This is a genomic window from Micromonospora sp. NPDC047521, assembly GCF_055587305.1.
On sequence record NZ_JBVJGN010000004.1, the window covers coordinates 388,820 to 409,171 of the forward strand.

The window sequence follows — 20,352 nt, forward strand, 5'->3', positions numbered from 1 at the left end:
GTGTGGGGTCAGTCGCGTTCGATGAGGTGGCCGACCACGGTCGGGCCGAGCATCACCGCGAAGCCCGAACCATCACGGCGCGGGTCGGCCGCGGGCAGCTCCACCGGGTCGCCGGTGCCTGTCGCGCCGACCGGGCGCGGCCCCACCCAGGCGACAGCCACGTCCGTCTCCCCCTTGAGGAAGCGGTGCGCGCGCACGCCGCCCGTCGCCCGGCCCTTCGCCGGGTACGACCTGAACGGCGTCACCTTGACGGTCGCCCCGGTCGAGGTCACCACCATCGGCTCGCCGTGACCGGGGTCGTCGGTGCGTACCGCCCCGAAGAACACCACGTGCGCCCCGGCCGGCAGGTTGATGCCGGCCATGCCACCACCCTTGAGCCCCTGCGGACGGACCAGCGCGGCGGGGAACCGCAGCAGCGACGCCTCCGAGGACACGAACGTCAACGTCTCGGCGCCGTCGGTCAGCCAGGTCGCCCCGACCACCTCGTCACCGTCGCGCAGACCGATCACCTCGAACTCGTCGGACCGCACCGGCCACTCCGGTGCGCAGACCTTCACCACACCCTGCCGGGTGCCCAGCGCCAGCCCCGGGGAGCCGTCCGCCGGCCCGCCCAGCGGGGCCAGACCGACGACGGTCTCCCCCGCCTCCAACGGCACCAGCTCGGCCGCGGACATCCCACCGCGCAGCGACACCGTGCCGGCCTGCTCGGGCAGCACCGGCAACGGCAGGACGTCGACCTTGAACGCCCGACCGGCGCTGGTCAGCAGCAGCACCCGACCACGGGCGGTGGAGTGCGCGATCGCGCGTACCGTGTCGTGCTTGACCCGGCCGTTGCGCCGGCGCCCTTCGGCGCTCTCCTCCGACTCGGCCGCGGTCCGGGCGACAAGCCCGGTCGCGGAGAGGATCACCTGGCACGGGTCGTCGGCCACCTCGAGCGGGCCGGCCGGCGCGGACGCGGCAAGCACCTCCTTCAGGTCACCGTCGACAAGCGTCGTACGCCGTTCGGCGCCGAACTGCTTGACCACCGCCGCCAGCTCGTCGGAGACCACCTTGCGGAGCACCCGCTCGTCGTCGAGGATCGCGCTCAGCTCGGCGATCTCGGCGCGCAGGCGCTCCTGCTCGGCCTCCAGCTCGATCCGGTCGAACTTCGTCAACCGGCGCAGCGGAGTGTCCAGGATGTAGGTGGCCTGGATGTCGGAGAGGCCGAAGCGGCTCATCAGCCCGTCCTTCGCGGCCTGCGCGTCGTCGCTGCCCCGGATCAGCCGGACCACCTCGTCGATGTCCAGCAGGGCGATGAGCAGACCGTCGACCAGGTGCAGTCGTTCCTGCCGCTTGCGCCGACGGTACGAGGTGCGCCGGGTGACCACCTCGTACCGGTGGGCCAGGAAGACCTCCAGCAGCGCCTTCAGCCCCAGCGTGCGCGGCTGCCCGTCGACCAGGACCAGGTTGTTGACGCCGAAGGACTGCTCCAGCGGGGTCAACCGGTAGAGGTCGGCGAGCAGCGCCTGCGGGTTGACCCCGACCTTGCACTCGATGACGAGCCGGGTGCCGCTCTCCCGGTCGGTCAGGTCCTTGACGTCGGCGATGCCGGTCAGCCGCTTGGTCTTGGTGACCTCGTTGGTGATCGCCGCGATGACCTTCTCCGCGCCGACCCCGTAGGGCAGCTCGACGACTGTGATCGCCTGACGGCCCCGGCTGCCCTCGATCGGGCCGATCTCCACCTTGCCGCGCATCCGCACCACGCCGCGCCCGGTCTCGTACGCCCGGCGCACCTCGTCCAAGCCCAGCAGCACACCACCGGTGGGCAGGTCGGGGCCGGGGACGAACTCCATGAGCCGGTCCAGCGTGGCGTCCGGGTGGTTGATCAGCCAGCGGGCGGCGGAGACCACCTCGGCCAGGTTGTGCGGGATCATGTTGGTGGCCATCCCGACCGCGATCCCGGACGCGCCGTTGACGAGCAGGTTGGGGAACGCGGCCGGCAGCACTGTCGGCTGGGTCAGTGACCCGTCGTAGTTGGGTTCGACGTCGACGGTGTCCTCGCCCAGCTCACCGACGAGCAGCATCGCCTCGCGGGACATCCGCGCCTCGGTGTAGCGCGAGGCAGCCGGGCCGTCGTCTGGCGATCCAAAGTTGCCGTGCCCGTCGATGAGCGGCACGTTGAGCGAGAAGTCCTGCGCGAGGCGGACCATCGCGTCGTAGATCGCGGTGTCCCCGTGCGGGTGGTACTTACCCATCGTGTCGCCGACGATCCGGGCGGACTTCACATGCCCCCGGTCGGGTCGGTAGCCCTGCTCGTACATCGACCAGAGGATGCGCCTGTGCACGGGCTTGAGACCGTCGCGGGCGTCCGGCAGGGCGCGGGAGTGGATGACCGAGAACGCGTACTCCAGGTAGGAGTCGGAGACCTCGGTGACCAGCGGGTTGTCGAAGACCCGCGCGCCAGCCTGGTCGAACGAGGAGAGGTCGACCTTGTTTTCCTTACGGCGTGCCATGACTCAGCTCTCCACTCGCACAAGACAGGTGATCACGCGTCGATCGCTTCCCGGTCGACCCGGTCGGCCGAGTCGATGAGCCAGTTGCGCCGGGGCTCGACCTTCTCGCCCATCAACAGTTCGAGGATGCGTTCGGCGGCGTCCACGTCGTCCAGGGTGATGCGGCGTACGGCGCGGGTGGCCGGGTTCATCGTGGTGTCCCACAACTCGTCGGCGTCCATCTCGCCGAGACCCTTGAAGCGCGGGATGGGAGTGACGATCTGCTTGCCGGCCTTCTCCAGCTTGCGGACCGTCGTCTCCATCTCGGCCTGGGTGTAGGTGTAGACGGTCTGCGGGTTACGGCCCTTGGTGGTCACCTTGTGCAGGGGCGGCATCGCGGCGAAGAGCCGACCCGCTTCGATCAGCGGGCGCATGTACCTGGCGAAGAGGGTGATCAGCAGGGTACGGATGTGCGCGCCGTCCACGTCGGCGTCGGCCATGATCAGTACGCGGCCGTAGCGCAGCGCGGAGAGGTCGAACGTGCGCCCGGAGCCGGCCCCGAGGACCTGGACGATCGCCGCGCACTCGGCATTGTCCAGAACCTGCTGGAGGTTGGCCTTCTGCACGTTCAGGATCTTGCCGCGGATCGGCAGCAGCGCCTGATATTCGGAACTGCGCGCCATCCGGCTCGTGCCGAGGGCGCTGTCGCCCTCCACGATGAACAGCTCACTGCGGTCGATGCCGGTGGCCCGGCAGTCGACGAGCTTCGGCGGCATCGACGCGCCCTCCAGGGCGGTCTTGCGCCGGGCGGCGTCCTTCTGCTGCTTCTGAGTGAGCCGCACCCGGGCCGCGTCGACGATCTTCTGCAGGACGGTGCGCGCCTCGGCCTTGGTGCGCCTGTCCTCCAGCCACGCCTTGACGTGCGCGTCGACCAGGGGCTGGATCACCTTGGTGATGCCTGTGGTGGACAGCTCGTCCTTGGTCTGCGAGGTGAACTGCGGCTCGGGGATCCGCACGTGCACCACAGCGGTCATGCCCTCCAGGACGTCGTCCAGGGTGGGCGGCTCCTCCTTGGCCTTGAGCAGACCGCGGGTGTTGCGGACCGCGTCGGCGAGGGTGCGCACCAGGGCACGCTCGAAGCCCTTGCGGTGGGTGCCGCCGTGCGCGTTGCGGATGGTGTTGGTGAAGCACTCGACGGTGCGCTCGTAGCCGGTGCCCCAGCGGAACGCCACCTCGACCTCCGCGCGGCGCTGCACATTGGACTGCATGACCCCGTTGGCGTCGGCGGCGTTCTCCCGGTAGGTCCCCTCGCCGTTGACGAGCAGGATGCCGGAGACCGGCCGGTCGCCGGCCGGGGCGAGGAACTCCACCATGTCGCTGAGCCCGTTGGGGTAGTGGAACCGCTCCTCGGCGGGCGCCTCGCCGGTCAGGTCACGCAGCAGGTACGTCACACCGGGGACCAGGAAGGCGGTGTTGCGCAGCTTCATCCGGACCGCGTCGACGTCGAGCGCCGCGCCGGTCTCGAAGTAGCGGGCGTCGTGCCACCAGCGGATCGAGGTGCCGGTGCGGTGGCCGCGCTTCATCGCGCCGACGACCTGGAGCCCGGGGCCGGGGGTGAAGGGCGCGTCCGGGCCGTCGCCGTCGAAGATCCCGGGAACGCCGTGCCGGAACGACATCGCGTGGATCTTGCCGGCGCGGCGGACGGTCACGTCGAACCGGCGGGACAGCGCGTTGACCGCGGAGGCGCCGACGCCGTGCAGGCCGCCGGAGGTCTTGTAGCCGGAGCCGCCGAACTTGCCGCCGGCGTGCAGGCGGGTCAGCACCAGCTCGACGCCGGAGATGCCCGACTTGGCGTGCACGTCGGTGGGGATGCCCCGGCCGTCGTCGTCGACCTGCACCGAGCCGTCGGCGTGCAGGATCACCTCGACGTGGCTGGCATGACCGGCGACACCCTCGTCGGTGGAGTTGTCGAGGATCTCGTTGACGAGGTGACCCACGCCACGGCTGTCGGTGGAGCCGATGTACATGCCGGGCCGCTTGCGGACAGCGTCCAGCCCCTCAAGGTGGGTGAGGTCATCGGCCCCGTACAGGGTGTCAGGCTCTGCGGTCAACTGGTCGTACTCCCCGGTCTCGGCGGTGTGCTGCCGGTCACCGGCGACATCAGCCGGCGTGGCGCGCCGCAGCGAGCCTAGCCGGAGGCTGGGACAACTCCCGTAGGCCCTACGCGACCCGCCGCGTGAGACCGCCCGGACGTGAGCGAGGGAACAGCTCCGGGTGATCACGGGACCACGCACCGACGCCGCCGTCGGTAGGCTCTCCTACCCGGCCGGTGGTCGAAAGGTGGACACGGTGGACGAGACGACGCGCGGTGCGCTGCGGCGCTCTCTCGGCACGCGGGGCCGGTCCTTGCTGCTGGTGGGCACCCTGGCGGCGGGGCTGCTCAGCGCCGTGGCGCTGATCGCGGCGGCGAATCCCGCCGACCGGACGTTCGCCGCGGTCTCGGACCCGGTCCAGAGCCTGATGTCGGTGCTGACGCCGCTCTTCGGCATCCTGCTGGTGCGTGATCTGCGGCGGGCGCCCGACACGGTCGGGGTCGTCCCCACCGTGCTCGCGGTGCTGGTGCCGGCCGTCGTCATCGGCGTGGGCGGGGTGCTGATCTGCGCCGCGACGGTGGCTCTCACCCCGGCCGAGGTGGCCGACGAACCGTGGCGGCACGCGGGGACGGTGGCGGTGGGCAGCGTGCTGGTGCAGGTCGTCGCCGGGCTGGTCGGCACCGGGCTGGGTCTGCTGCTGCGCTCGACGGTGCTCGCGTTCGCCGCGACGATCGTCCTGCCGCTGGGGCTGTTCGGGCTGCTGGGCGCCGTGGACGCCCTCCGTCCGGCGCAGCCGTGGGTGACCCCGCTCGGCAGCGTCCGGCACCTGCTGTCGGGCGAGATGAGCCCGCTGCGGTGGGTGCAGTGGCTGTGCGTCCTGCTGATCTGGGGTGTGGGTCTGAACGCCCTGGGCGCGGCCGTGCTGCGGCGGGGCGGGCCCGCCGCGCGGAGGTAGCGGTCGGGCACGGCCCGATCCGGTACGCCACCAGGTCGTCCGGTTCGGAGGCGTAGGCGTACCGGGCCGACATGTCATTCATCGAAAGATTCTGTTACGGGCCATTGACGCCCGTTGCACAGGAGTGATCTGATCGCGCTCTCAGAGAATCTTTCATCTTTCGATGGATGGGAGCCCCATGCCCAGGTTCCGCCGTACCGCGCTCGCCGCGGCACTCACGATCGTCACGGCCGCGCTGTCGACGGCCGTCGCGCTGCCCTCCCCCGCGACCGCCGCGCTGCCCACCGCCGCGGTGGCGCTCGGCGACAGCTTCATCAGCGGCGAGGGCGCCGGGGCGTACACCCCGGTGGTCGACGTCAACGGGGTGGCCCAGGGCTTCCCCGGCTGGACGGCGCCGAACAACAACGCGTACTTCTGCCACCGTTCGGCGAACGCGTCGCTGAACCAGGCGAACCTGCCGGGCATCCAGAACCGGTTCAACCTGGCCTGCTCCGGCGGTCAGCCACGTGACATCGCCACCGCCTCCGCCGCCCGGGAGAAGGGCCGCACGGTTGCCGCGCAGCTCGACCAGCTCCGCGCCGTCGCGCAGACCCAGGACATCGACCTGGTGCTGATCGGCCTGGGCTCCAACAACAGCTCGTTCACCTTCGGCAGCGTTGCCGAGAAGTGCGCCAACCGGTTCATCGCCGACGCGTGGACCGGCTGGTGGGAGTTCTGGGCGTACCTGAACGGGCCGGTGGAGCAGAAGCCGTGCAGCGACGCCGACCTGGCCACCGCCGCACAGCTCAGCGCCGCGACCGCGGAGACCACCGCCGCCGTACGCCAGATCCTGACCACTCTCGACCAGGTGGACGCGGACGGACAGCACCGAGTCGTGTTCCAGGACTACACGAACCCGCTGCCGCTGGAGCTGAACGCGACGTTCCACGAGGAGGACGGCCGGGACGACACCCGGGACAAGTTCCGTGACCTGGGCGCCGAGCGGTACGCGGCCGGCTGCCCGATCCACCGCGCCAGCCTCGCGCCCGGGCACCGCTTCTCCCAGGGCCTCGGCGGCATCGTGAAGTCCACCCGGGACACCCTGGCCGCCGAGTTCCCCTCGGCCGACCTGGTCTACCTCAACGTGCAGCGGGCCTTCGACGGCGCCCGGCTCTGCGAGCAGACCAACAGCCCGACCGGCGCGCTTGCCACCCCGATCCGCCTCCAGGACGGCGCGAACGGCACCTTCGTCACGAGCCTCGCCGGCAAGGACAAGATCGCCATCCAGCGCATCGCGAACACCTGCGTCAGCTACTTCCAGACCTGCCAGGAGTCGTGGCACCCGAACGCCACAGGGCACCAGGTGCTCGGCCAGTGCCTGGCCGGCGCCGCCACCACCGCCGCCCGCGCGGTGGCGTGTGTCAGGGCCGGCAACGGGGCGATCTCCGTCTCCTGACCGGCCGCGTCACCGAAGGCCCCGCCACCCGGCGGGGCCTTCGTCGCGTCCGGGCCCGCCTCGACTACCCGCCGGTAACGTCGGGCCGTAAGCTGGCCCGGTGAACGGGGAAGCGGAGTACGCGCAGGAGTTCGTCGACGTCGACGGCGCCCGACTCGGTGTGCAGGTGTATCCCGATCCGGCCGGACCAGCGGGCGCGCCGGTCGTGGTCATCTGGCCCGCGATGGGGGTACGCGCCCGCTACTACCGCCCGTTCGCGGCAGCGCTGCGCGACGCCGGGCTGGCCGTGGTCGTCGCCGACCTGCGCGGCACCGGGACGAGCACTCCCGCGCCGAACCGCGCCGACCGGCACGGCTACAGCGAACTGGCAAGCGACGTCGGCGCCGTCCTGGCCGCCCTCAAGCCACGGCTGGACGGGCGCACCCGACTGCTGCTCGGCCACTCACTCGGCGGGCAGGCGGCCCTGCTGCACCTCGCCCTGCACGGCGACGCCGACGTGGACGGGCTGGCACTGGTCGCGGTCGGCGTCCCCTACTGGCGCGTCTACCCGGGCCGGCGCGGCGTCGGCGTCCTGCCGTACACCCAGGGAATCGCCGCCACCGCGGCGCTGCTCGGGGTCTGGCCGGGCTGGGGCTTCGGCGGCCGGCAGGCGCGCGGGGTCATCCGGGACTGGGCGCACACCGCCCGGACCGGCCGTTTCCCGCACCTGGACGGCACCGACACCGAAGCGGCGGTACGCGCGGTGCGCACACCCGTGCTGGCGGTCAGCGTCGACGACGACCAGTACACCCCGCACGAGACCATGGACCACCTGTGCGCGAAGCTCGCGTCGGCGCCGGTGACCCGCCAGCGGTACACGGTCACCGAGGCCGGCGCGGCACTCGACCACTTCACCTGGGTGCGCGCCAGCACACCCCTGGCGGGGCGGATCGCCCGTTTCGCCGGCGACCTGCCGCCGCGCTGAGGCGTCACCGGCCGCGCACGTGGCCCGGCCGGGCGGCTCACCCGTCCTGGTCCAACGGGGTCGACTCACCGTCGCGCTCCACGCGGATCTCGGCGTGGTCCTTGCGCGGCGCGACCTCCGCCGTGTTCCGGTGCGGGTCGTTGTCCGGATGCATGAGCACCGCGTCGGTCTTGGGGGTCTTCTCCCGAACCTCATCCGGCTGCGACATCCCGTTCCCCTCTCGGTAGGCGTCCCACGGCTCTACCCGCCACCGCCCGGACGACTCCTGCCGGCGGCGGTCCCGCACCGCGACGCACCGATGTCCCGACCGTGCCGGTGCGGCCGGGATCGGCCGGCGGGTGACGGGGTTAGCCGCCCGGGCGGCGGGTAAGCCGCATCGCCCGACACGGCGGAAGGGGATCACATGTCCGAACGACACACCGCACTGCGCTCGATGCACGATCTGGGTCTGGCGGCCTGGTTCGGCGGCTCCCTCATGGGTGCCTTCGGCGTCAACGGCGCAGCGGCGAAAATCAACGACTCGACCCAGCGACTCCCGATCGCCTCGGCCGGATGGTCGAAGTGGACACCTGTCAACGCGGCCGCTATCGGCGCGCACCTGGCCGGCGCGGTAGGCGAACTGGTCACGGAGAGCCCTCGGGTGGCGGCCCAGCGGGGAGTCGGCCGGGCCAGTGCCATCAAGACCGCGTTGACCATCGGCGCGCTCGCGGTCACCGGCTACAGCCGGTTGGTCGGCATGCGGCTGGAGAAGGCGGGCGGCCCGCCGGTGAGCGGCGCGACCGAGCCCAACCAGCAGACCCCGGCGAACGTCGCCTCCTCGCAGCGACAGATGAAGCTGCTCCAGTGGGCGATCCCGGCGCTCACCGGTTCGCTGGTAGTGGTCACCGCGTACATGGGCGAACAGCAGAAGCCCGGTCAGGTGCTGCGGGGCATCCTGAGCCGCACCAACGGGATGCGCAGCGCCCCGATGAGCATGGCCAAGATGGGCATGAGCATGGGGGCCGGCAAGCGGCACCTGGCGATGTCCGGACGCTGAGCGTCGGGCCGGCCGGTGCCCCGCCGGACCGTCGACGGCGGGACAGCGGCCGGCCCTGCGCGCCCGCCCACGGTGTACGCCGTGGCGAGCGAGCGAGCGGGCGGGACCGGCCCGGGGACGGGCACTGTGTCCGCCCGGCAGCGGCGGACCGACGAGCGAGGTGGCCATGACCGAGGCACGCAGCAGTGGCGGCGGTGACCGCCTGGAACCGGAGGCGGTCAACCCGTGGGGCACCGGCGACGGTTTCGACGCCGACGCGCCGTGGGGCGCGGACGACGATTCGCCCATGGACGAGGGCAGCGAGGAGACGGCGGTGCCCGAGGGACGGCGTGGTGAACGGCGCGCGGGCGCCCCTGCCGGCCGGTCCGGTCCGGCCGGTCGGCACGGCTTCGGTCCGGTCGAGCCCACCCGTACGCCGATGGCCGGGCCGGGCGCGCCACCGGACCCGGCGCCCAGCGGCCGGACGTTCCCGGACGAGGCGGACGTCACCGAGCGGACCCAGGACGCGTTGCGCAGCCGGGGTCGGCGCTCCTGAACAACCGCGCTGCCCGCGTCCCCCGGTACGGCCGGGAGGGAACGCGGGCAGCGAGCCGTCAGCGGGCCGACGCGACAGGCGCCGGCGCGCTCCGGCCGTCGGCCGGCCGACCCGGTCCGGCCGGCGCCTCGACGAGCATGGTCTCGGCGAGCACCTGCGCCAGCCGGGTGGCGTCGCGCTGGGCCTGCCCGGCGCAGCAGTTGTTGAACAGCACGTGCAGGTCGTCGACCCGGCCAGCCAGCTCGGCCAGCCGTGCGGCCCAGTCCCGGAGTTCCGACTCCGCGTACGCGTAGCGGAACTTGTCCTCCTTGTCGCCGTCGCGCCACGCGTCGCTGTGCCCGTGGAACCGGACGACAGCCGGTTCCGCGGTGAGCGTGAGGATCGGCGGCACCGACGACGGATGGCCCTGCGGCATGTCCACGCAAACAAGCGAGAGGTCGTGGGCGCGCAGCAGGTCCAGAGTGGCCGCCTGGGCGGCACCGTCGAACCAGGACCCGTGCCGCACCTCCACCGCCACCCGCCACGGCCGGCACCGCTGTGCCAGCTCGACGATGCGGCGCTCGGCCGCCTCGCCACGCGCCAGCCACGGCGGGAACTGCAACAGCACCGCGCCCAGCTTGCCGGCGCCGGCGATCGGGTCCAGCGCCGCGCGGAAGCGGGCCCACAGCTCGTCGTACACCTGCTCGGGCAGGTCGCGGCGGCGGACCCGGCCGGGGCCGGAGGCGGGCCGCAGGTCACGGGGCAGCGCGGCGACAGGCGTCGGGTGACCGGTGAAGAGGCGGAACGCCTTGACGTCGAAGGTGAAGTCCTCGGGTGTCGCGTCGACCCAGCCCTGGGTCGTCTCCGGCACCGGCACCGCGTAGTAGGAGGTGTCCACCTCGACCAGGGGGAACCGGCCGGCGTAGAAGGCCAGCCGGGCGGCCGGCGTGTTGGCCGAGCGCGGGTACCAGCCGGAGCGCAGCAGCGACTGGTCGGCCCAGGACGACGTGCCCACCTTAATCACACCCATGTCATTCAGTGGACAGTCCCGCGCGCGGATCGGCAACCGCTGGCGATCCGGCCGACGCCGTGTCGACGCCGGAATGTCGGTGCCCCTTCCTAGTCTGGCGCGCGACGGACTTCGACAAAGGGGTGACCATGACCAGCACCGCGCAGCTCACCGGGGAACGGGCCGACCTGCTACAGACCCTGCGCCGGCACCGGGGTTTCCTCCTGCACACGGTCGAGGGGCTGACCGACGAGCAGGCCGCCACCCGCAGCACCGTCAGCGAGCTCTGCCCGGGTGGTCTGGTCAAGCACGTCGCGGGCACCGAGGAGCGGTGGATGCTCTTCGCCGTGGGCGGTGCCGAGGCGATGCAGCGCACCGAGATCGACTGGGTGGGTCAGTTCCGGATGGCGCCGGGCGAGACCCTGGCCGGGATGGTCGAACGTTTCCAGGCGGTGGCCGCGCACACCGACGAGCTGGTGGCCACTCTCGACCTGGACATGGCGCACCCGCTGCCGCAGGCGCCCTGGTTCGAGCCGGGGGCCAGCTGGACGGTCCGCCGGGTGCTGCTGCACCTCATCGCCGAGACCGCCCAGCACGCCGGGCACGCCGACATCCTGCGGGAGGCGATCGACGGCAGCAAGACCATGGGCTGAGCCGACGAGCGTTCGACGGGGCTGATGCGCCCCGTCGCGTGTCGCCTCCCGTCCCGCCCACCTGGCGGATGTGACGCCGCGCAGGTGGGCGGCGCTGAGGGTCACGAGATGGACGCGGATCAGATGGACCAGGAGACCGCCGAGCGGCTGCTCGGCGGCGGTCCTGTCGACCCGTCGGCCGGCCCTCGTCCGCTCGTGCTGCTGCTGTCCGCCGTCCGCGCCGCGCCGCGCCCCGCCGAACTGGCAGGTGAAGGTCTCGCTGTGCAGGCCTTCCGCAGCGCCCGGCGCACACCGCGCCGGGGTGAGCGTGGCTCAACCCCGATCGGGTGAGCCGCACCGCGCGGACGTGAACCCGTTTGCCGGGCCACGAAGTGGGCAGCCATCCGCAGGCTCAGAGACGGGGGGCGTTCGGATGCGGGCACTGCGGTTGATGGACTGGAAGTCGGAACCGGAACTGGTCGAGGTCGCCCAACCGACGCCCGGCCCGGGCCAGGTGGTGGTGCGGATCGGCGGCGCCGGTGCCTGCCACTCCGACCTTCACCTGATGGACGAGTTCGAGTCGGGGTCGGTGCCCTGGAACCCACCGTTCACGTTGGGCCACGAGAACGCGGGATGGGTGCACGCCCTCGGCGACGGCGTGACCGGGCTGCGCGTCGGGGAGCCGGTCGCTGTCTACGGCCCGTGGGGCTGCGGCACCTGCGCCCGTTGCCGGGTCGGCATCGACCCGTACTGCGAGAACCCGGCCGGCGCGCCGGTGCCCGGCGGCGGTGGCGGCCTGGGCCTGGACGGCGGCATGGCCGAGTACGAGCTGGTACCCGACGCGCGACACGTCGTACCGCTGCCCGAGGGGTTGGACCCGGTGCAGGCCGCACCGCTCACCGACGCCGGGCTCACCCCGTACCACGCCGTGCGGCGGTCCTGGCCGAAGCTCCCGCCGGGAAGCACGGCCGTGGTGATCGGGGTCGGCGGTCTGGGGCACGTGGGCGTGCAGATCCTCAAGGCCACCACCGCCGCCCGCGTGATCGCTGTGGACAACCGCGCCGAGGCGTTGCGACTGGCCACGGAGTGCGGGGCGGACCGCACGGTGGCCTCCGGCCCGAGCGCGGCCGAGGAGATCCGGGACGCCACCGGTGGGAGGGGCGCCGACGTGGTGCTGGACTTCGTCGGCGCGGACGCCACGCTGACGCTCGGGGCGGCGGTGGCCCGTACCGTGGGCGACCTGACGATCGTGGGAATCGGCGGCGGCACCCTGCCTGTGTCGTTCTTCTCCGTGCCGTACGAGGTGAGCATCGCGACCACCTACTGGGGCAGCCGACCGGAGCTGGTGGAGGTGCTGGACCTGGGGGCGCGCGGCCTGATCCGGCCGAAGACCACCACCTTCGCGCTGGACGAGGCCACGGACGCGTACCGCCAGATGCGCGAGGGCACGCTGGAGGGCAGGGCGGTGATCGTGCCCTGAGCCCGTCGGGTCAGTCGGCCCCGAGGAGCCCACGGACGAAGGCGGCCTGCCCGACGTGTTGCAGATCGTCCTCGACCACGCTGACCAGCCGCACGCCGAGGGTGACGGGTGGGTCCCACGCCTCGTCCACGACCCGGTCCAGGTCCGCCGGGGACAGCCCGGCCAAAAATGATCGGGTACGCCCCGACACCGCGCCGTAGTAGTCGATCAACGCTTGGGCGCTCTCCGGCCGCACCGCCGCTACCTGCGCGGGCGAGTGCCCGAAGCCGGTGTCGTCGGGATCGGCGGCGAGGCCGAAGCGGCCTGCCCACTCGCCGCCGACCCAGACCTGCTCGGCGTCGAGCAGGTCGGCGACGGCCTGGTCCTGGATGCGGGTGAGGTGCCAGACCAGCCAGCCGATCGAGTTGGCGCCCGGTCCGGGTTCGTGGCGCAGTTGCTCCGGGCTCAGGCCGTCGACCGCCGCGCGGACGAGGTCGGGCAGCCTGTCGTACGTCTCGGTCAGCAGGTCACTCACGTCCACGGCGCACGCCTCCTGGTCGGTTTCCGAACAGGTACCGCCGACACGGCCGATCAAACCTCTGCCGCTACGGTGATCACGTGGTCGCGGCGTTGGAGTTGTACCTGGATCCGGACGCCACCCGCCGGATCCGGGTGCTGTGGGACGCGCTGGAGGCCGAGGGCGTGCAGAGCATGCGCTCGCTGCTGGAGCAGCGTCACCGCCCGCACGTCTCGCTCGCGGTGGCGCCCCGCTTCGACCCGGAACAGGTGGCCGCCGCGCTGCGCGGGACGGTCGTGGCCGCCCCGCTGCGACTCGAATTTCAACACGCCGGGCAGTTCGTCGGCCGGGTGCTCTGGCTCGGTCCGGCGCCCACCGCGGAACTTCTGGCGCACCATCGTCTGGTGCACGACCGGCTGGCCGCCGCCGGCATCCCCCTGGCCGAGCACTACCAGCCGGGCCGCTGGGTGCCGCACTGCACGCTGTCCATGCGGGTGCCGAACGCGCTGATGGCCGCTGCGGTGCGTCGCTGCCTGGAGGTGCTGCCGGTGGCCGCGACAGTGGTCAGCGCGGCGCTCACCGACCACGCGCGCGGGATCGCCCACCCGCTGCCCTGACCGCCGACCCGAAAGCGGACGATAGCGGAGAATGTCCGGTTTGGCGGGCCGCAGTCGGGAAACCGAAAAGAAGCGGTGCGGACGCGTCCGGGCGTGGGATGGTTCGAGATGGCTGCCGTACCGGTGCGACCCGCTCGCGCGGGCGACCGGCCCGGCGGCGCGGCCTACGCCCGCGCCGCCCGCGGCGGCTTCGACGAGGAGAGGCAGGGCCCATGCAGGCTCAGCGCAGGCCACCGCGCACGGAGCGGAGCCAGACCCGGGACGACCGGACCGGCGGCGGGATGACCGGGGCGGCCACGCCACTGACGATCTGGGCCGCCGCGGTGCTGCTCGGCCGGATCGCCGCGGGCGACGACGACAGCGAGGACGAGCGGCACATCCTGCGCGGCATCGAGTGACCCCGACGCACCGGCTCAGAGCCAACCGCGCCGTTTGAAGACCAGGTAGAGGGTGCCGCACACGAGCAGCATCAGCAGCAACGCGAACAGGTAGCCGAAACGCCAGTCCAACTCCGGCATGTGGACGAAGTTCATCCCGTACACCGTGCCGATGAGGGTGGGGGCGAACAGGATCGCGGCCCAGGACGAGACCTTCTTCAACTCCTCGTTCTGGGCGTAGCTGGCGGCGGTGAGGCTGCGCATCTCCTCGTTCTGCTGCTGCGAGACGAGTGTCGCGTTGACGGTGAGGATGTTCTGCAACAGGTGCCGGAACCCGTCCACCCGTTCCACCACCTGGGTCAGGTGGTCGGTGACGTCGCGCAGGTACCTGCGCAGTTCCTCGTCGGTGCCGTAGCTGCCCGCGCCGGCCGCGAGCGCGTCCAACATGGTGAGCAGCGGACGGGCGGCCCGCTGGAACTCGATGACCTCCCGGCTGAGCCCGTAGATGCGCCGGCTGGCGTTCGGGTCACCCCCGAACACCTGGGTCTCGATCTCGTCGATGTCGTTCTCCAGTCCGGCCACCACCGGCGCGTACCCGTCGACCACCTGGTCGAGGATCGCGTACAGGACCGCCTCGGGGCCCTGGGCGAGCATCGGCGCGTCGGTCTCCAGTCGACGGCGTACGGCGGCCAGGTCGGGCGCCTCGCCGTGCCGGACGGTGACCACGAACCCCGGCCCGATGAACAGGTGCAGCTCGGAGAACTCGACCTCCTCGCGCCTGTCGTCGTATCGGGCGGCGCGCAGCACCACGAACAGGGTCTCGCCGTACCGTTCGAGCTTGGGCCGCTGGTGGGCGTTGATGGCGTCCTCGACCGCCAGGTCGTGCAGCCGGAACTCCCGGGCCAGTGAGGTGATCTGGTCGATGTCGGGCCGGTAAAGCCCGATCCAGGCCATCGCGTCGTCCTGCTCCTGGAGGCAGCGGTACGTCTCGGCGAGGCCGGCCGGCGAGGCGAAGCGGTGTCCCCGGATGTAGACGGCGCTCTCCACCATGCCACCGGCGGGCGGGGCCGGCGCGGGTGGCGGCGGTACGCCGACGGCTGTCGCGTGCTCGTCGAGCTGACGGCCGAAGCCACCACCCGGGCGCAAGCGACGGCCGCCGACCATGAGCCGCTCCCTCCCCGGTGGCATCGCGTCCGGCGGCCTCGGCCCGAGCGGGCGGATCGGTGCGGGGCGCCGGAGGCGCTGCATCCCCCCTGCCCCGGGGCCGAAACCCGTCCGACCGCCGGGACGGCCGGACAGGCACAGACGGGTTCGGCGTACCTGCGGACGGGCGCGTACGACCGGGCGGATACTCGCGGTGAGCAGGGGCGGAGGACGGGGGAAGCGCCGGTGCGGGTCGACAGGCGCGCCGGGCGGCTGCGCGGCTGGCTGCTCGGCGGCGGAACGGAGCGGGCCGGGCGGCACCCCGGTCCGCACGGCCGCCCGCGGCGGGACCGGCAGCACCCCTGGTGGAGGGTGATGTGCCTGACCGGTGTCGACTACTTCTCGACGCTCGGCTACCAGCCCGGAATCGCGGCGCTGGCCGCCGGGGTGCTGTCGCCGGTGGCGACTCTGGTGCTGGTGCTTGTGACGTTGCTGGGCGCGCTGCCCGTGTACCGGCGGGTGGCGGTGGAGAGCCCGCACGGTGAGGGCTCCATCGCGATGCTGGTCCGTCTACTGAACTACTGGCAGGGCAAGCTGCTCGTGCTGGTGCTGCTGGGGTTCGCGGCGACCGACTTCATCATCACCATCACCCTGTCGGCGGCGGACGCGACCGCCCACATCGACGAGAATCCGTTCCTGCCCGGCGCGCTCAAGGGACACGAGCTGCCGCTCACGCTGCTGTTGGTGGCGTTGCTGGGCGCGGTGTTCCTCAAGGGATTCGGTGAGGCGATCGGGATCGCGGTCGTCCTGGTGGCTGTCTACCTGACGCTGAACGCAGTGGTGATCGCCGACGCGTTGTGGCGGGTGGCGACGCACCCGAGCGCTGTCGCGGACTGGGGCACCGCACTGACCACCGGGCACGGCGACCCCCTGCTGGTGGTCGGACTGTCCCTGCTGGTCTTCCCGAAACTGGCGCTGGGCCTGTCCGGTTTCGAGACCGGGGTGGCCGTGATGCCGCACATCCGTGGTGACCGGCGGGACTCCGAGGAGCGACCGTCGGGCCGGATCCGAGGCGCGCGCCGGCTCCTCACCACCGCCGCGACGATCATGAGCGTCTTCCTGCTCACCAGCAGCGTGACCACCACTGTGCTGATCCCACCAGAGGCGTTCCAGGCGGGCGGCCCGGCGAACGGCCGGGCACTGGCCTACCTGGCGCACCAGCACCTCGGCGAGGTGTTCGGCACCGTCTACGACCTGTCCACCATCGGGATCCTCTGGTTCGCGGGCGCCTCGGCGATGGCCGGTCTGCTCAACCTCGTACCCCGCTATCTGCCCCGCTACGGCATGGCTCCGACCTGGGCCCGGGCCGTACGCCCGCTGGTCCTGGTCTTCACCACAGTGGCGTTCCTGATCACGGTGATCTTCGACGCCAGCGTGGACGCGCAGGGCGGCGCGTACGCCACAGGGGTCCTGGTGTTGATCACCTCGGCGGCGACGGCGGTGACCCTCGCGGCGCGGCGACGGCGGCAGCGGGGCCGGACCCTCGCGTTCGGGACCATCGCGGTGATCTTCGTGTACACGACAGTGGCGAACGTCGTGCAACGCCCCGACGGCGTCAAGATCGCGGCGTGCTTCATCGGCGGGATGATCCTGGTGTCGGTGCTGTCCCGACTGATGCGGGCCTACGAGCTGCGGGTCGACCACGTGGAGCTGGACCCGGCAGCGGCCCGGATGATCGACGAGCGGGCCACCCGCCGGATCCGCCTCGTCGCGCACGAGCCGGAGCGCCGGGACCCGGCCGAGTACCGCGCCAAGCTGGCCCAGACCATGGCGGACAACGACTTTCCCGACGACGGCGACGTCATCTTCGTCGAGGTGCACGTCACCGACCCGTCGGACTTCGAGACAGCGCTGCTGGTCCGCGGCAGCGTGGCGCACGACAGCTACCAGGTGCTCAGTCTGGCCAGTTCCTCGGTGCCCAGCGCGCTCGCCGCCCTGCTGCTGGAGATCCGCGACCGGAGCCGGCGTCGCCCCCACATCTACTTCGAGTGGACCGAGGGCGGCCCGGTTCGCAACCTGCTGCGCTACCTGGCGTTCGGGCAGGGCGCGATCGCCCCGGTCACCCGGGAGATCCTGCGCCGCCAGGAGCCCGACCCTCGCCGCCGCCCGCACGTGCACGCCGGTTGACCTGCCGGTCGACGGCCGTCGCGGACGGTGAGCGTGGTCATAACGGCTGGACGACCCACCGGTTCCGGCTGCTAGCCTCGGCGCAGGTCATGAGCGCCAGCGCGAAGCCCCGGCTCGCTGGCCGGCAACCCTCCTCCGCGGTGGGGTGCCCCGGGTGAAGACCAGGCACCGGCAGGACGTCGGTGCAAGCGTGGCCTGGCACCCAGGTCAGCACAGACCCGGGAGACCGTATGCGCATCCTCAGCTCCATCCCACCGGCCGACCTCGCGGATCTCCGCGTCGGCCGCCTCTCGGCGGCACTGACCAGGCGTCGGCACGTGGACATGATGCGAATGTGCAGCGCGGCGTGTCGCCGCCGCGCCTCGCTCTGACGCGTCCCTCTTCTCACACCACTTTTCCAGCGGTACGCCCATCGGGCGCACCGTCCGCGGCGCGTACCCGCCGCGGCGCACCCCATCGGAGAGACCTGTGCGATTCCTTCCTGCCCTGACCCGTGTCGCCGCCCTGGGCGCGGCCACCATCCTGGCCGCGACCGCGCTTACCGCCTGCGGCGACGACGCCTCGACCGACGCCTCCGCCAACCCGTACGGCCTGGCGCGGCCGGGTGTCCTGCGCGCCGGCACGCTCACCGACGCCCCGCCGAACGTCTACCTCAAGGACGGTAGGTTCACCGGCTTCGACAACGACCTGCTGACCGCGGTGGCCGGCAAGCTCGGCCTGACCGTCGAGTTCGTCGGTACCGACTTCTCCGCCCTGCTCAGCCAGGTCAACAACCACAAGTTCGACGTCGGCAGCTCCTCGATCACCATCACCGAGGCGCGCAAGAAGACAGTCGACTTCGGCAACGGCTACGACTTCGGCTACTTCGGCCTGGACGTCCCGGCCGGCTCGCCGATCACCAGCTTCGACCAGTTGACAGGCAAGCGGGTCGTGGTGGTGCAGGGCACCGTCCAGGACGACTACGCCACAGGCAAGCAGCTCGACCCGGTGCGGGTGCCGGACTACAACGGCGCGATCAACCAGCTCAAGGCCGGCACCGCCGACGCGTGGATCGCCCCGGCGGAGATCGGCGAGAAGTCGGCAGCCGACAGCAACGGCAAGATCACCGTGGCGGCCAAGCAGCTCAGCCCGGCGCCTACCGCGTACGCCGTGGCCAAGGGCGGCGACAAGCTGCGCGAGGCGCTGAACAAGGCCCTCGACGAGGTCATCGCGGACGGCACCTGGAGCCGTCTGCAGGCGCAGTACTACCCGGGTCGGCCGATCCCGGCGGACTTCACGCCGGGCAGCGGCGCGGTCGCGGCGCCGTCCGCGTCGGTGGCGCCGTCGGCGTCCGCGTCGGTGGCGCCGTCCGCGTCCGCGTCGACCGCGTCCTGAGCGGTAACCGGTGACGAGCGAGCGGGGCGGCAGGAGAGGCGACCGATGGATCCGTTGAGCACCCTGTGGGAGACGTTCTTCGACGCCGAGGCCATGCGTGAGGCGCTGCCCGAGATGCTTACCGTCGGGCTGCCGAACACGCTGATCCTGGCGGTCTCCGCCGCCCTGCTCGGCTCGGTGCTGGGCCTGCTGCTGGCCGTCGCCGGCATCTCCCGCACCCGGTGGCTGCGCTGGCCGGCGCGGGTCTACACGGACGTGTTCCGGGGCCTGCCGGCCGCCGCGACGATCCTGCTGATCGGGGTCGGGCTGGCGCCGCTGGGCATGGAGATCTGGGGGCCGGACCCGTACCCGCTGGGCATCCTGGCGCTGTCGTTGATCGCGGCGGCGTACATCGGGGAGATCTTCCGCTCCGGCATCCAGTCGGTGGAGGCCGCCCAGTTGGAGGGCGCCCGTGCCCTGGGTTTCTCCTGGGCCGACGCGATGCGGCTGGTGATCATCCCGCAGGGCATCCGGCGGGTGCTGCCCGCCTGGGTGAACCAGCTCATCGCGTTGATCAAGGACTCCAGCCTTGTCTACTTCCTCGGGCTGGTGGCCAGCCAGCGGGAGCTGTTCCGGATCGGACAGGACTACGCGGCCACCACCGGCAACGAGTCCGCGCTGCTGCTCGCCGGGCTCTTCTACCTGGCGTTGACGGTCCCGCTGACGCACGTCGTCAACTGGATCGACAGGCGGTTGCGGCACGGCCGACCGGCCACCGCTGCCGCCGACGAGGACGAGGACGACACCCCGGCGTTCGCCGGGGCCCCGGAAGGAGACAGGCGATGACCACCTCGGTGAGCCTGGAGGCGCGCGACGTGCACCTCGCCTTCGGACCGAACCGGGTGCTGCGCGGCGTCGACCTCACCGTGGCGCGCGGCGCGACGGCCTGCGTGATCGGGCCGTCCGGGTCGGGCAAGTCCACACTGCTGCGGACCCTCAACCGGCTGATCGAGCCCGACCGCGGCGACGTGCTGCTGGACGGCCGCAGCGTACTGCGCGACGACCCGGACGCGCTGCGCCAGCGGGTCGGCATGGTGTTCCAGCAGTTCAACCTGTTCCCGCACATGACCGTGCTGCGCAACATCACCCTGGCCCTGCGCCGCCTGCGCAAGCTCGGCGAGGACGAGGCGGACGCGGTCGCCCGCGCCCAACTGGAGCTGGTGGGGCTGGCCGGCAAGGCGAACTCCCGGCCGACGCAGCTCTCCGGCGGTCAGCAGCAGCGTGTGGCGATCGCCCGGGCTCTGGCCCTGCGACCCGAGGTGATGCTCTTCGACGAGGCCACCTCGGCGCTCGACCCCGAGCTGGTCAAGGGCGTGCTCGGGGTGATGGCCGACCTGTCCGCCGCCGGGATGACAATGGTGGTGGTGACCCACGAGATGGGGTTCGCCCGGCAGGTCGCCGACACCGTCGCCTTCATGGACCGGGGCGTGGTGCTGGAGGCCGGCCCGCCCGAGGCGATCTTCGAGGGCGCCGAGCATCCCCGGCTGCGCCGTTTCCTCGCGCAGGTGCTCTGAGGAGCCTCGCTCACCG

Annotated in this window: 20 protein-coding genes and 1 riboswitch; of the genes, 14 read left to right on the forward strand and 6 right to left on the reverse strand. The window is 72.1% G+C overall.

The window, feature by feature from the left end; genetic code table 11:
* Positions 1-8: 8 nt before the first annotated feature.
* Both ACZ6N8_RS12510 and ACZ6N8_RS12515 read right to left on the reverse strand, forming a co-directional pair.
* The gene (locus ACZ6N8_RS12510; protein ID WP_400309325.1) at positions 9-2,492 is read right to left on the reverse strand and encodes a DNA gyrase/topoisomerase IV subunit A; all 2,484 of its coding nucleotides are present in this window, start codon (positions 2,490-2,492) and stop codon (positions 9-11) included.
* A gap of 32 nt (positions 2,493-2,524) precedes the next feature.
* The gene (locus ACZ6N8_RS12515; RefSeq protein WP_466009624.1) at positions 2,525-4,582 is read right to left on the reverse strand and encodes a DNA gyrase/topoisomerase IV subunit B; all 2,058 of its coding nucleotides are present in this window, start codon (positions 4,580-4,582) and stop codon (positions 2,525-2,527) included.
* Positions 4,583-4,820: 238 nt separating this feature from the next.
* Here ACZ6N8_RS12515 and ACZ6N8_RS12520 point away from each other — a divergent pair, with 238 nt between their 5' ends.
* From ACZ6N8_RS12520 to ACZ6N8_RS12530, 3 genes are all read left to right on the forward strand, one after another.
* Positions 4,821-5,519: a hypothetical protein gene (locus ACZ6N8_RS12520; protein ID WP_466009626.1), complete on the forward strand. Its 699-nt coding sequence runs from the start codon at positions 4,821-4,823 to the stop codon at positions 5,517-5,519.
* Positions 5,520-5,697: 178 nt separating this feature from the next.
* Positions 5,698-6,954, forward strand: coding sequence for an SGNH/GDSL hydrolase family protein (locus tag ACZ6N8_RS12525; protein ID WP_466009628.1), 1,257 nt, complete (start codon positions 5,698-5,700; stop codon positions 6,952-6,954).
* A 100-nt stretch (positions 6,955-7,054) separates the two neighbouring features.
* A complete protein-coding gene (locus ACZ6N8_RS12530) occupies positions 7,055-7,918 on the forward strand; it encodes an alpha/beta hydrolase family protein (protein WP_466009629.1) in 864 nt (287 codons plus the stop codon).
* Between the two features lie 37 nt (positions 7,919-7,955).
* Here the strand turns inward: ACZ6N8_RS12530 and ACZ6N8_RS12535 are convergent, their stop codons facing one another.
* Positions 7,956-8,126: a hypothetical protein gene (locus ACZ6N8_RS12535; RefSeq protein WP_364371874.1), complete on the reverse strand. Its 171-nt coding sequence runs from the start codon at positions 8,124-8,126 to the stop codon at positions 7,956-7,958.
* Positions 8,127-8,321: 195 nt separating this feature from the next.
* Between ACZ6N8_RS12535 and ACZ6N8_RS12540 the strand changes: the two genes are divergently transcribed.
* Both ACZ6N8_RS12540 and ACZ6N8_RS12545 read left to right on the forward strand, forming a co-directional pair.
* Complete coding sequence (locus ACZ6N8_RS12540) at positions 8,322-8,954, forward strand: hypothetical protein (RefSeq protein WP_466009631.1); 633 nt, start codon at positions 8,322-8,324, stop codon at positions 8,952-8,954.
* Between the two features lie 166 nt (positions 8,955-9,120).
* Positions 9,121-9,489: a hypothetical protein gene (locus tag ACZ6N8_RS12545; RefSeq protein ID WP_357986232.1), complete on the forward strand. Its 369-nt coding sequence runs from the start codon at positions 9,121-9,123 to the stop codon at positions 9,487-9,489.
* A gap of 58 nt (positions 9,490-9,547) precedes the next feature.
* Here the strand turns inward: ACZ6N8_RS12545 and ACZ6N8_RS12550 are convergent, their stop codons facing one another.
* Positions 9,548-10,498, reverse strand: a complete 951-nt coding sequence (locus tag ACZ6N8_RS12550; protein WP_466009633.1) for a DUF72 domain-containing protein — start codon at positions 10,496-10,498, stop codon at positions 9,548-9,550.
* A 128-nt stretch (positions 10,499-10,626) separates the two neighbouring features.
* Between ACZ6N8_RS12550 and ACZ6N8_RS12555 the strand changes: the two genes are divergently transcribed.
* From ACZ6N8_RS12555 to ACZ6N8_RS12565, 3 genes are all read left to right on the forward strand, one after another.
* Positions 10,627-11,130 carry a DinB family protein gene (locus ACZ6N8_RS12555; RefSeq protein WP_466009635.1) on the forward strand — a complete coding sequence of 168 codons (504 nt, stop codon included), beginning with the start codon at positions 10,627-10,629 and terminating at the stop codon, positions 11,128-11,130.
* A gap of 108 nt (positions 11,131-11,238) precedes the next feature.
* The gene (locus ACZ6N8_RS12560; protein WP_466009637.1) at positions 11,239-11,460 is read left to right on the forward strand and encodes a hypothetical protein; all 222 of its coding nucleotides are present in this window, start codon (positions 11,239-11,241) and stop codon (positions 11,458-11,460) included.
* A gap of 82 nt (positions 11,461-11,542) precedes the next feature.
* On the forward strand, positions 11,543-12,589 hold the full coding sequence (locus ACZ6N8_RS12565) for an NAD(P)-dependent alcohol dehydrogenase (protein ID WP_466009639.1): 1,047 nt from the start codon (positions 11,543-11,545) through the stop codon (positions 12,587-12,589).
* A gap of 10 nt (positions 12,590-12,599) precedes the next feature.
* On the opposite strand, the gene ACZ6N8_RS12570 is transcribed toward ACZ6N8_RS12565, so the two are convergent.
* Positions 12,600-13,109: a mycothiol transferase gene (locus ACZ6N8_RS12570; RefSeq protein WP_466009641.1), complete on the reverse strand. Its 510-nt coding sequence runs from the start codon at positions 13,107-13,109 to the stop codon at positions 12,600-12,602.
* Positions 13,110-13,186: 77 nt separating this feature from the next.
* Between ACZ6N8_RS12570 and ACZ6N8_RS12575 the strand changes: the two genes are divergently transcribed.
* Both ACZ6N8_RS12575 and ACZ6N8_RS12580 read left to right on the forward strand, forming a co-directional pair.
* Positions 13,187-13,702 carry a 2'-5' RNA ligase family protein gene (locus ACZ6N8_RS12575; protein ID WP_466009643.1) on the forward strand — a complete coding sequence of 172 codons (516 nt, stop codon included), beginning with the start codon at positions 13,187-13,189 and terminating at the stop codon, positions 13,700-13,702.
* A gap of 212 nt (positions 13,703-13,914) precedes the next feature.
* Positions 13,915-14,100, forward strand: coding sequence for a hypothetical protein (locus ACZ6N8_RS12580; RefSeq protein WP_354821650.1), 186 nt, complete (start codon positions 13,915-13,917; stop codon positions 14,098-14,100).
* A gap of 15 nt (positions 14,101-14,115) precedes the next feature.
* Here ACZ6N8_RS12580 and corA read toward each other — a convergent pair whose 3' ends face one another.
* Positions 14,116-15,243, reverse strand: coding sequence for a magnesium/cobalt transporter CorA (gene corA / locus ACZ6N8_RS12585; RefSeq protein ID WP_466009645.1), 1,128 nt, complete (start codon positions 15,241-15,243; stop codon positions 14,116-14,118).
* Between the two features lie 225 nt (positions 15,244-15,468).
* On the opposite strand from corA, the gene ACZ6N8_RS12590 reads away from it, so the two are divergent.
* The 4 genes from ACZ6N8_RS12590 to ACZ6N8_RS12605 all read left to right on the forward strand — a co-directional run bounded on the left by ACZ6N8_RS12590 (position 15,469) and on the right by ACZ6N8_RS12605 (position 20,336).
* Positions 15,469-17,409 carry an APC family permease gene (locus tag ACZ6N8_RS12590; RefSeq protein ID WP_466009646.1) on the forward strand — a complete coding sequence of 647 codons (1,941 nt, stop codon included), beginning with the start codon at positions 15,469-15,471 and terminating at the stop codon, positions 17,407-17,409.
* An 85-nt stretch (positions 17,410-17,494) separates the two neighbouring features.
* A riboswitch (SAM riboswitch) is annotated at positions 17,495-17,606 on the forward strand.
* 271 nt (positions 17,607-17,877) lie between these two features.
* Complete coding sequence (locus ACZ6N8_RS12595; protein ID WP_466009648.1) at positions 17,878-18,783, forward strand: ABC transporter substrate-binding protein; 906 nt, start codon at positions 17,878-17,880, stop codon at positions 18,781-18,783.
* Positions 18,784-18,828: 45 nt separating this feature from the next.
* Entirely contained in the window at positions 18,829-19,608 is a 780-nt protein-coding gene (locus ACZ6N8_RS12600) for an amino acid ABC transporter permease (protein ID WP_466009649.1), read from the forward strand.
* Positions 19,605-20,336 (forward strand): amino acid ABC transporter ATP-binding protein, encoded by a 732-nt coding sequence (locus ACZ6N8_RS12605; protein ID WP_364371918.1) that lies wholly within the window; start codon positions 19,605-19,607, stop codon positions 20,334-20,336. Before ACZ6N8_RS12600 ends, ACZ6N8_RS12605 begins: the two co-directional genes overlap by 4 nt.
* The last annotated feature ends 16 nt before the right edge of the window (positions 20,337-20,352 follow it).

Excerpts from the sequence above, each read along its gene's own strand:
- ACZ6N8_RS12510 (WP_400309325.1), bottom strand. The coding sequence starts at position 2,492 with ATGGCACGCCGTAAGGAAAACAAGGTCGACCTCTCCTCGTTCGACCAG.
- ACZ6N8_RS12525 (WP_466009628.1), top strand. The coding sequence starts at position 5,698 with ATGCCCAGGTTCCGCCGTACCGCGCTCGCCGCGGCACTCACGATCGTC.
- ACZ6N8_RS12535 (WP_364371874.1), bottom strand. The coding sequence starts at position 8,126 with ATGTCGCAGCCGGATGAGGTTCGGGAGAAGACCCCCAAGACCGACGCG.
- ACZ6N8_RS12540 (WP_466009631.1), top strand. The coding sequence starts at position 8,322 with ATGTCCGAACGACACACCGCACTGCGCTCGATGCACGATCTGGGTCTG.
- ACZ6N8_RS12545 (WP_357986232.1), top strand. The coding sequence starts at position 9,121 with ATGACCGAGGCACGCAGCAGTGGCGGCGGTGACCGCCTGGAACCGGAG.
- ACZ6N8_RS12550 (WP_466009633.1), bottom strand. The coding sequence starts at position 10,498 with ATGGGTGTGATTAAGGTGGGCACGTCGTCCTGGGCCGACCAGTCGCTG.
- ACZ6N8_RS12555 (WP_466009635.1), top strand. The coding sequence starts at position 10,627 with ATGACCAGCACCGCGCAGCTCACCGGGGAACGGGCCGACCTGCTACAG.
- ACZ6N8_RS12560 (WP_466009637.1), top strand. The coding sequence starts at position 11,239 with ATGGACGCGGATCAGATGGACCAGGAGACCGCCGAGCGGCTGCTCGGC.
- ACZ6N8_RS12565 (WP_466009639.1), top strand. The coding sequence starts at position 11,543 with ATGCGGGCACTGCGGTTGATGGACTGGAAGTCGGAACCGGAACTGGTC.
- ACZ6N8_RS12580 (WP_354821650.1), top strand. The coding sequence starts at position 13,915 with ATGCAGGCTCAGCGCAGGCCACCGCGCACGGAGCGGAGCCAGACCCGG.
- corA (WP_466009645.1), bottom strand. The coding sequence starts at position 15,243 with ATGGTCGGCGGCCGTCGCTTGCGCCCGGGTGGTGGCTTCGGCCGTCAG.
- ACZ6N8_RS12600 (WP_466009649.1), top strand. The coding sequence starts at position 18,829 with ATGGATCCGTTGAGCACCCTGTGGGAGACGTTCTTCGACGCCGAGGCC.
- ACZ6N8_RS12605 (WP_364371918.1), top strand. The coding sequence starts at position 19,605 with ATGACCACCTCGGTGAGCCTGGAGGCGCGCGACGTGCACCTCGCCTTC.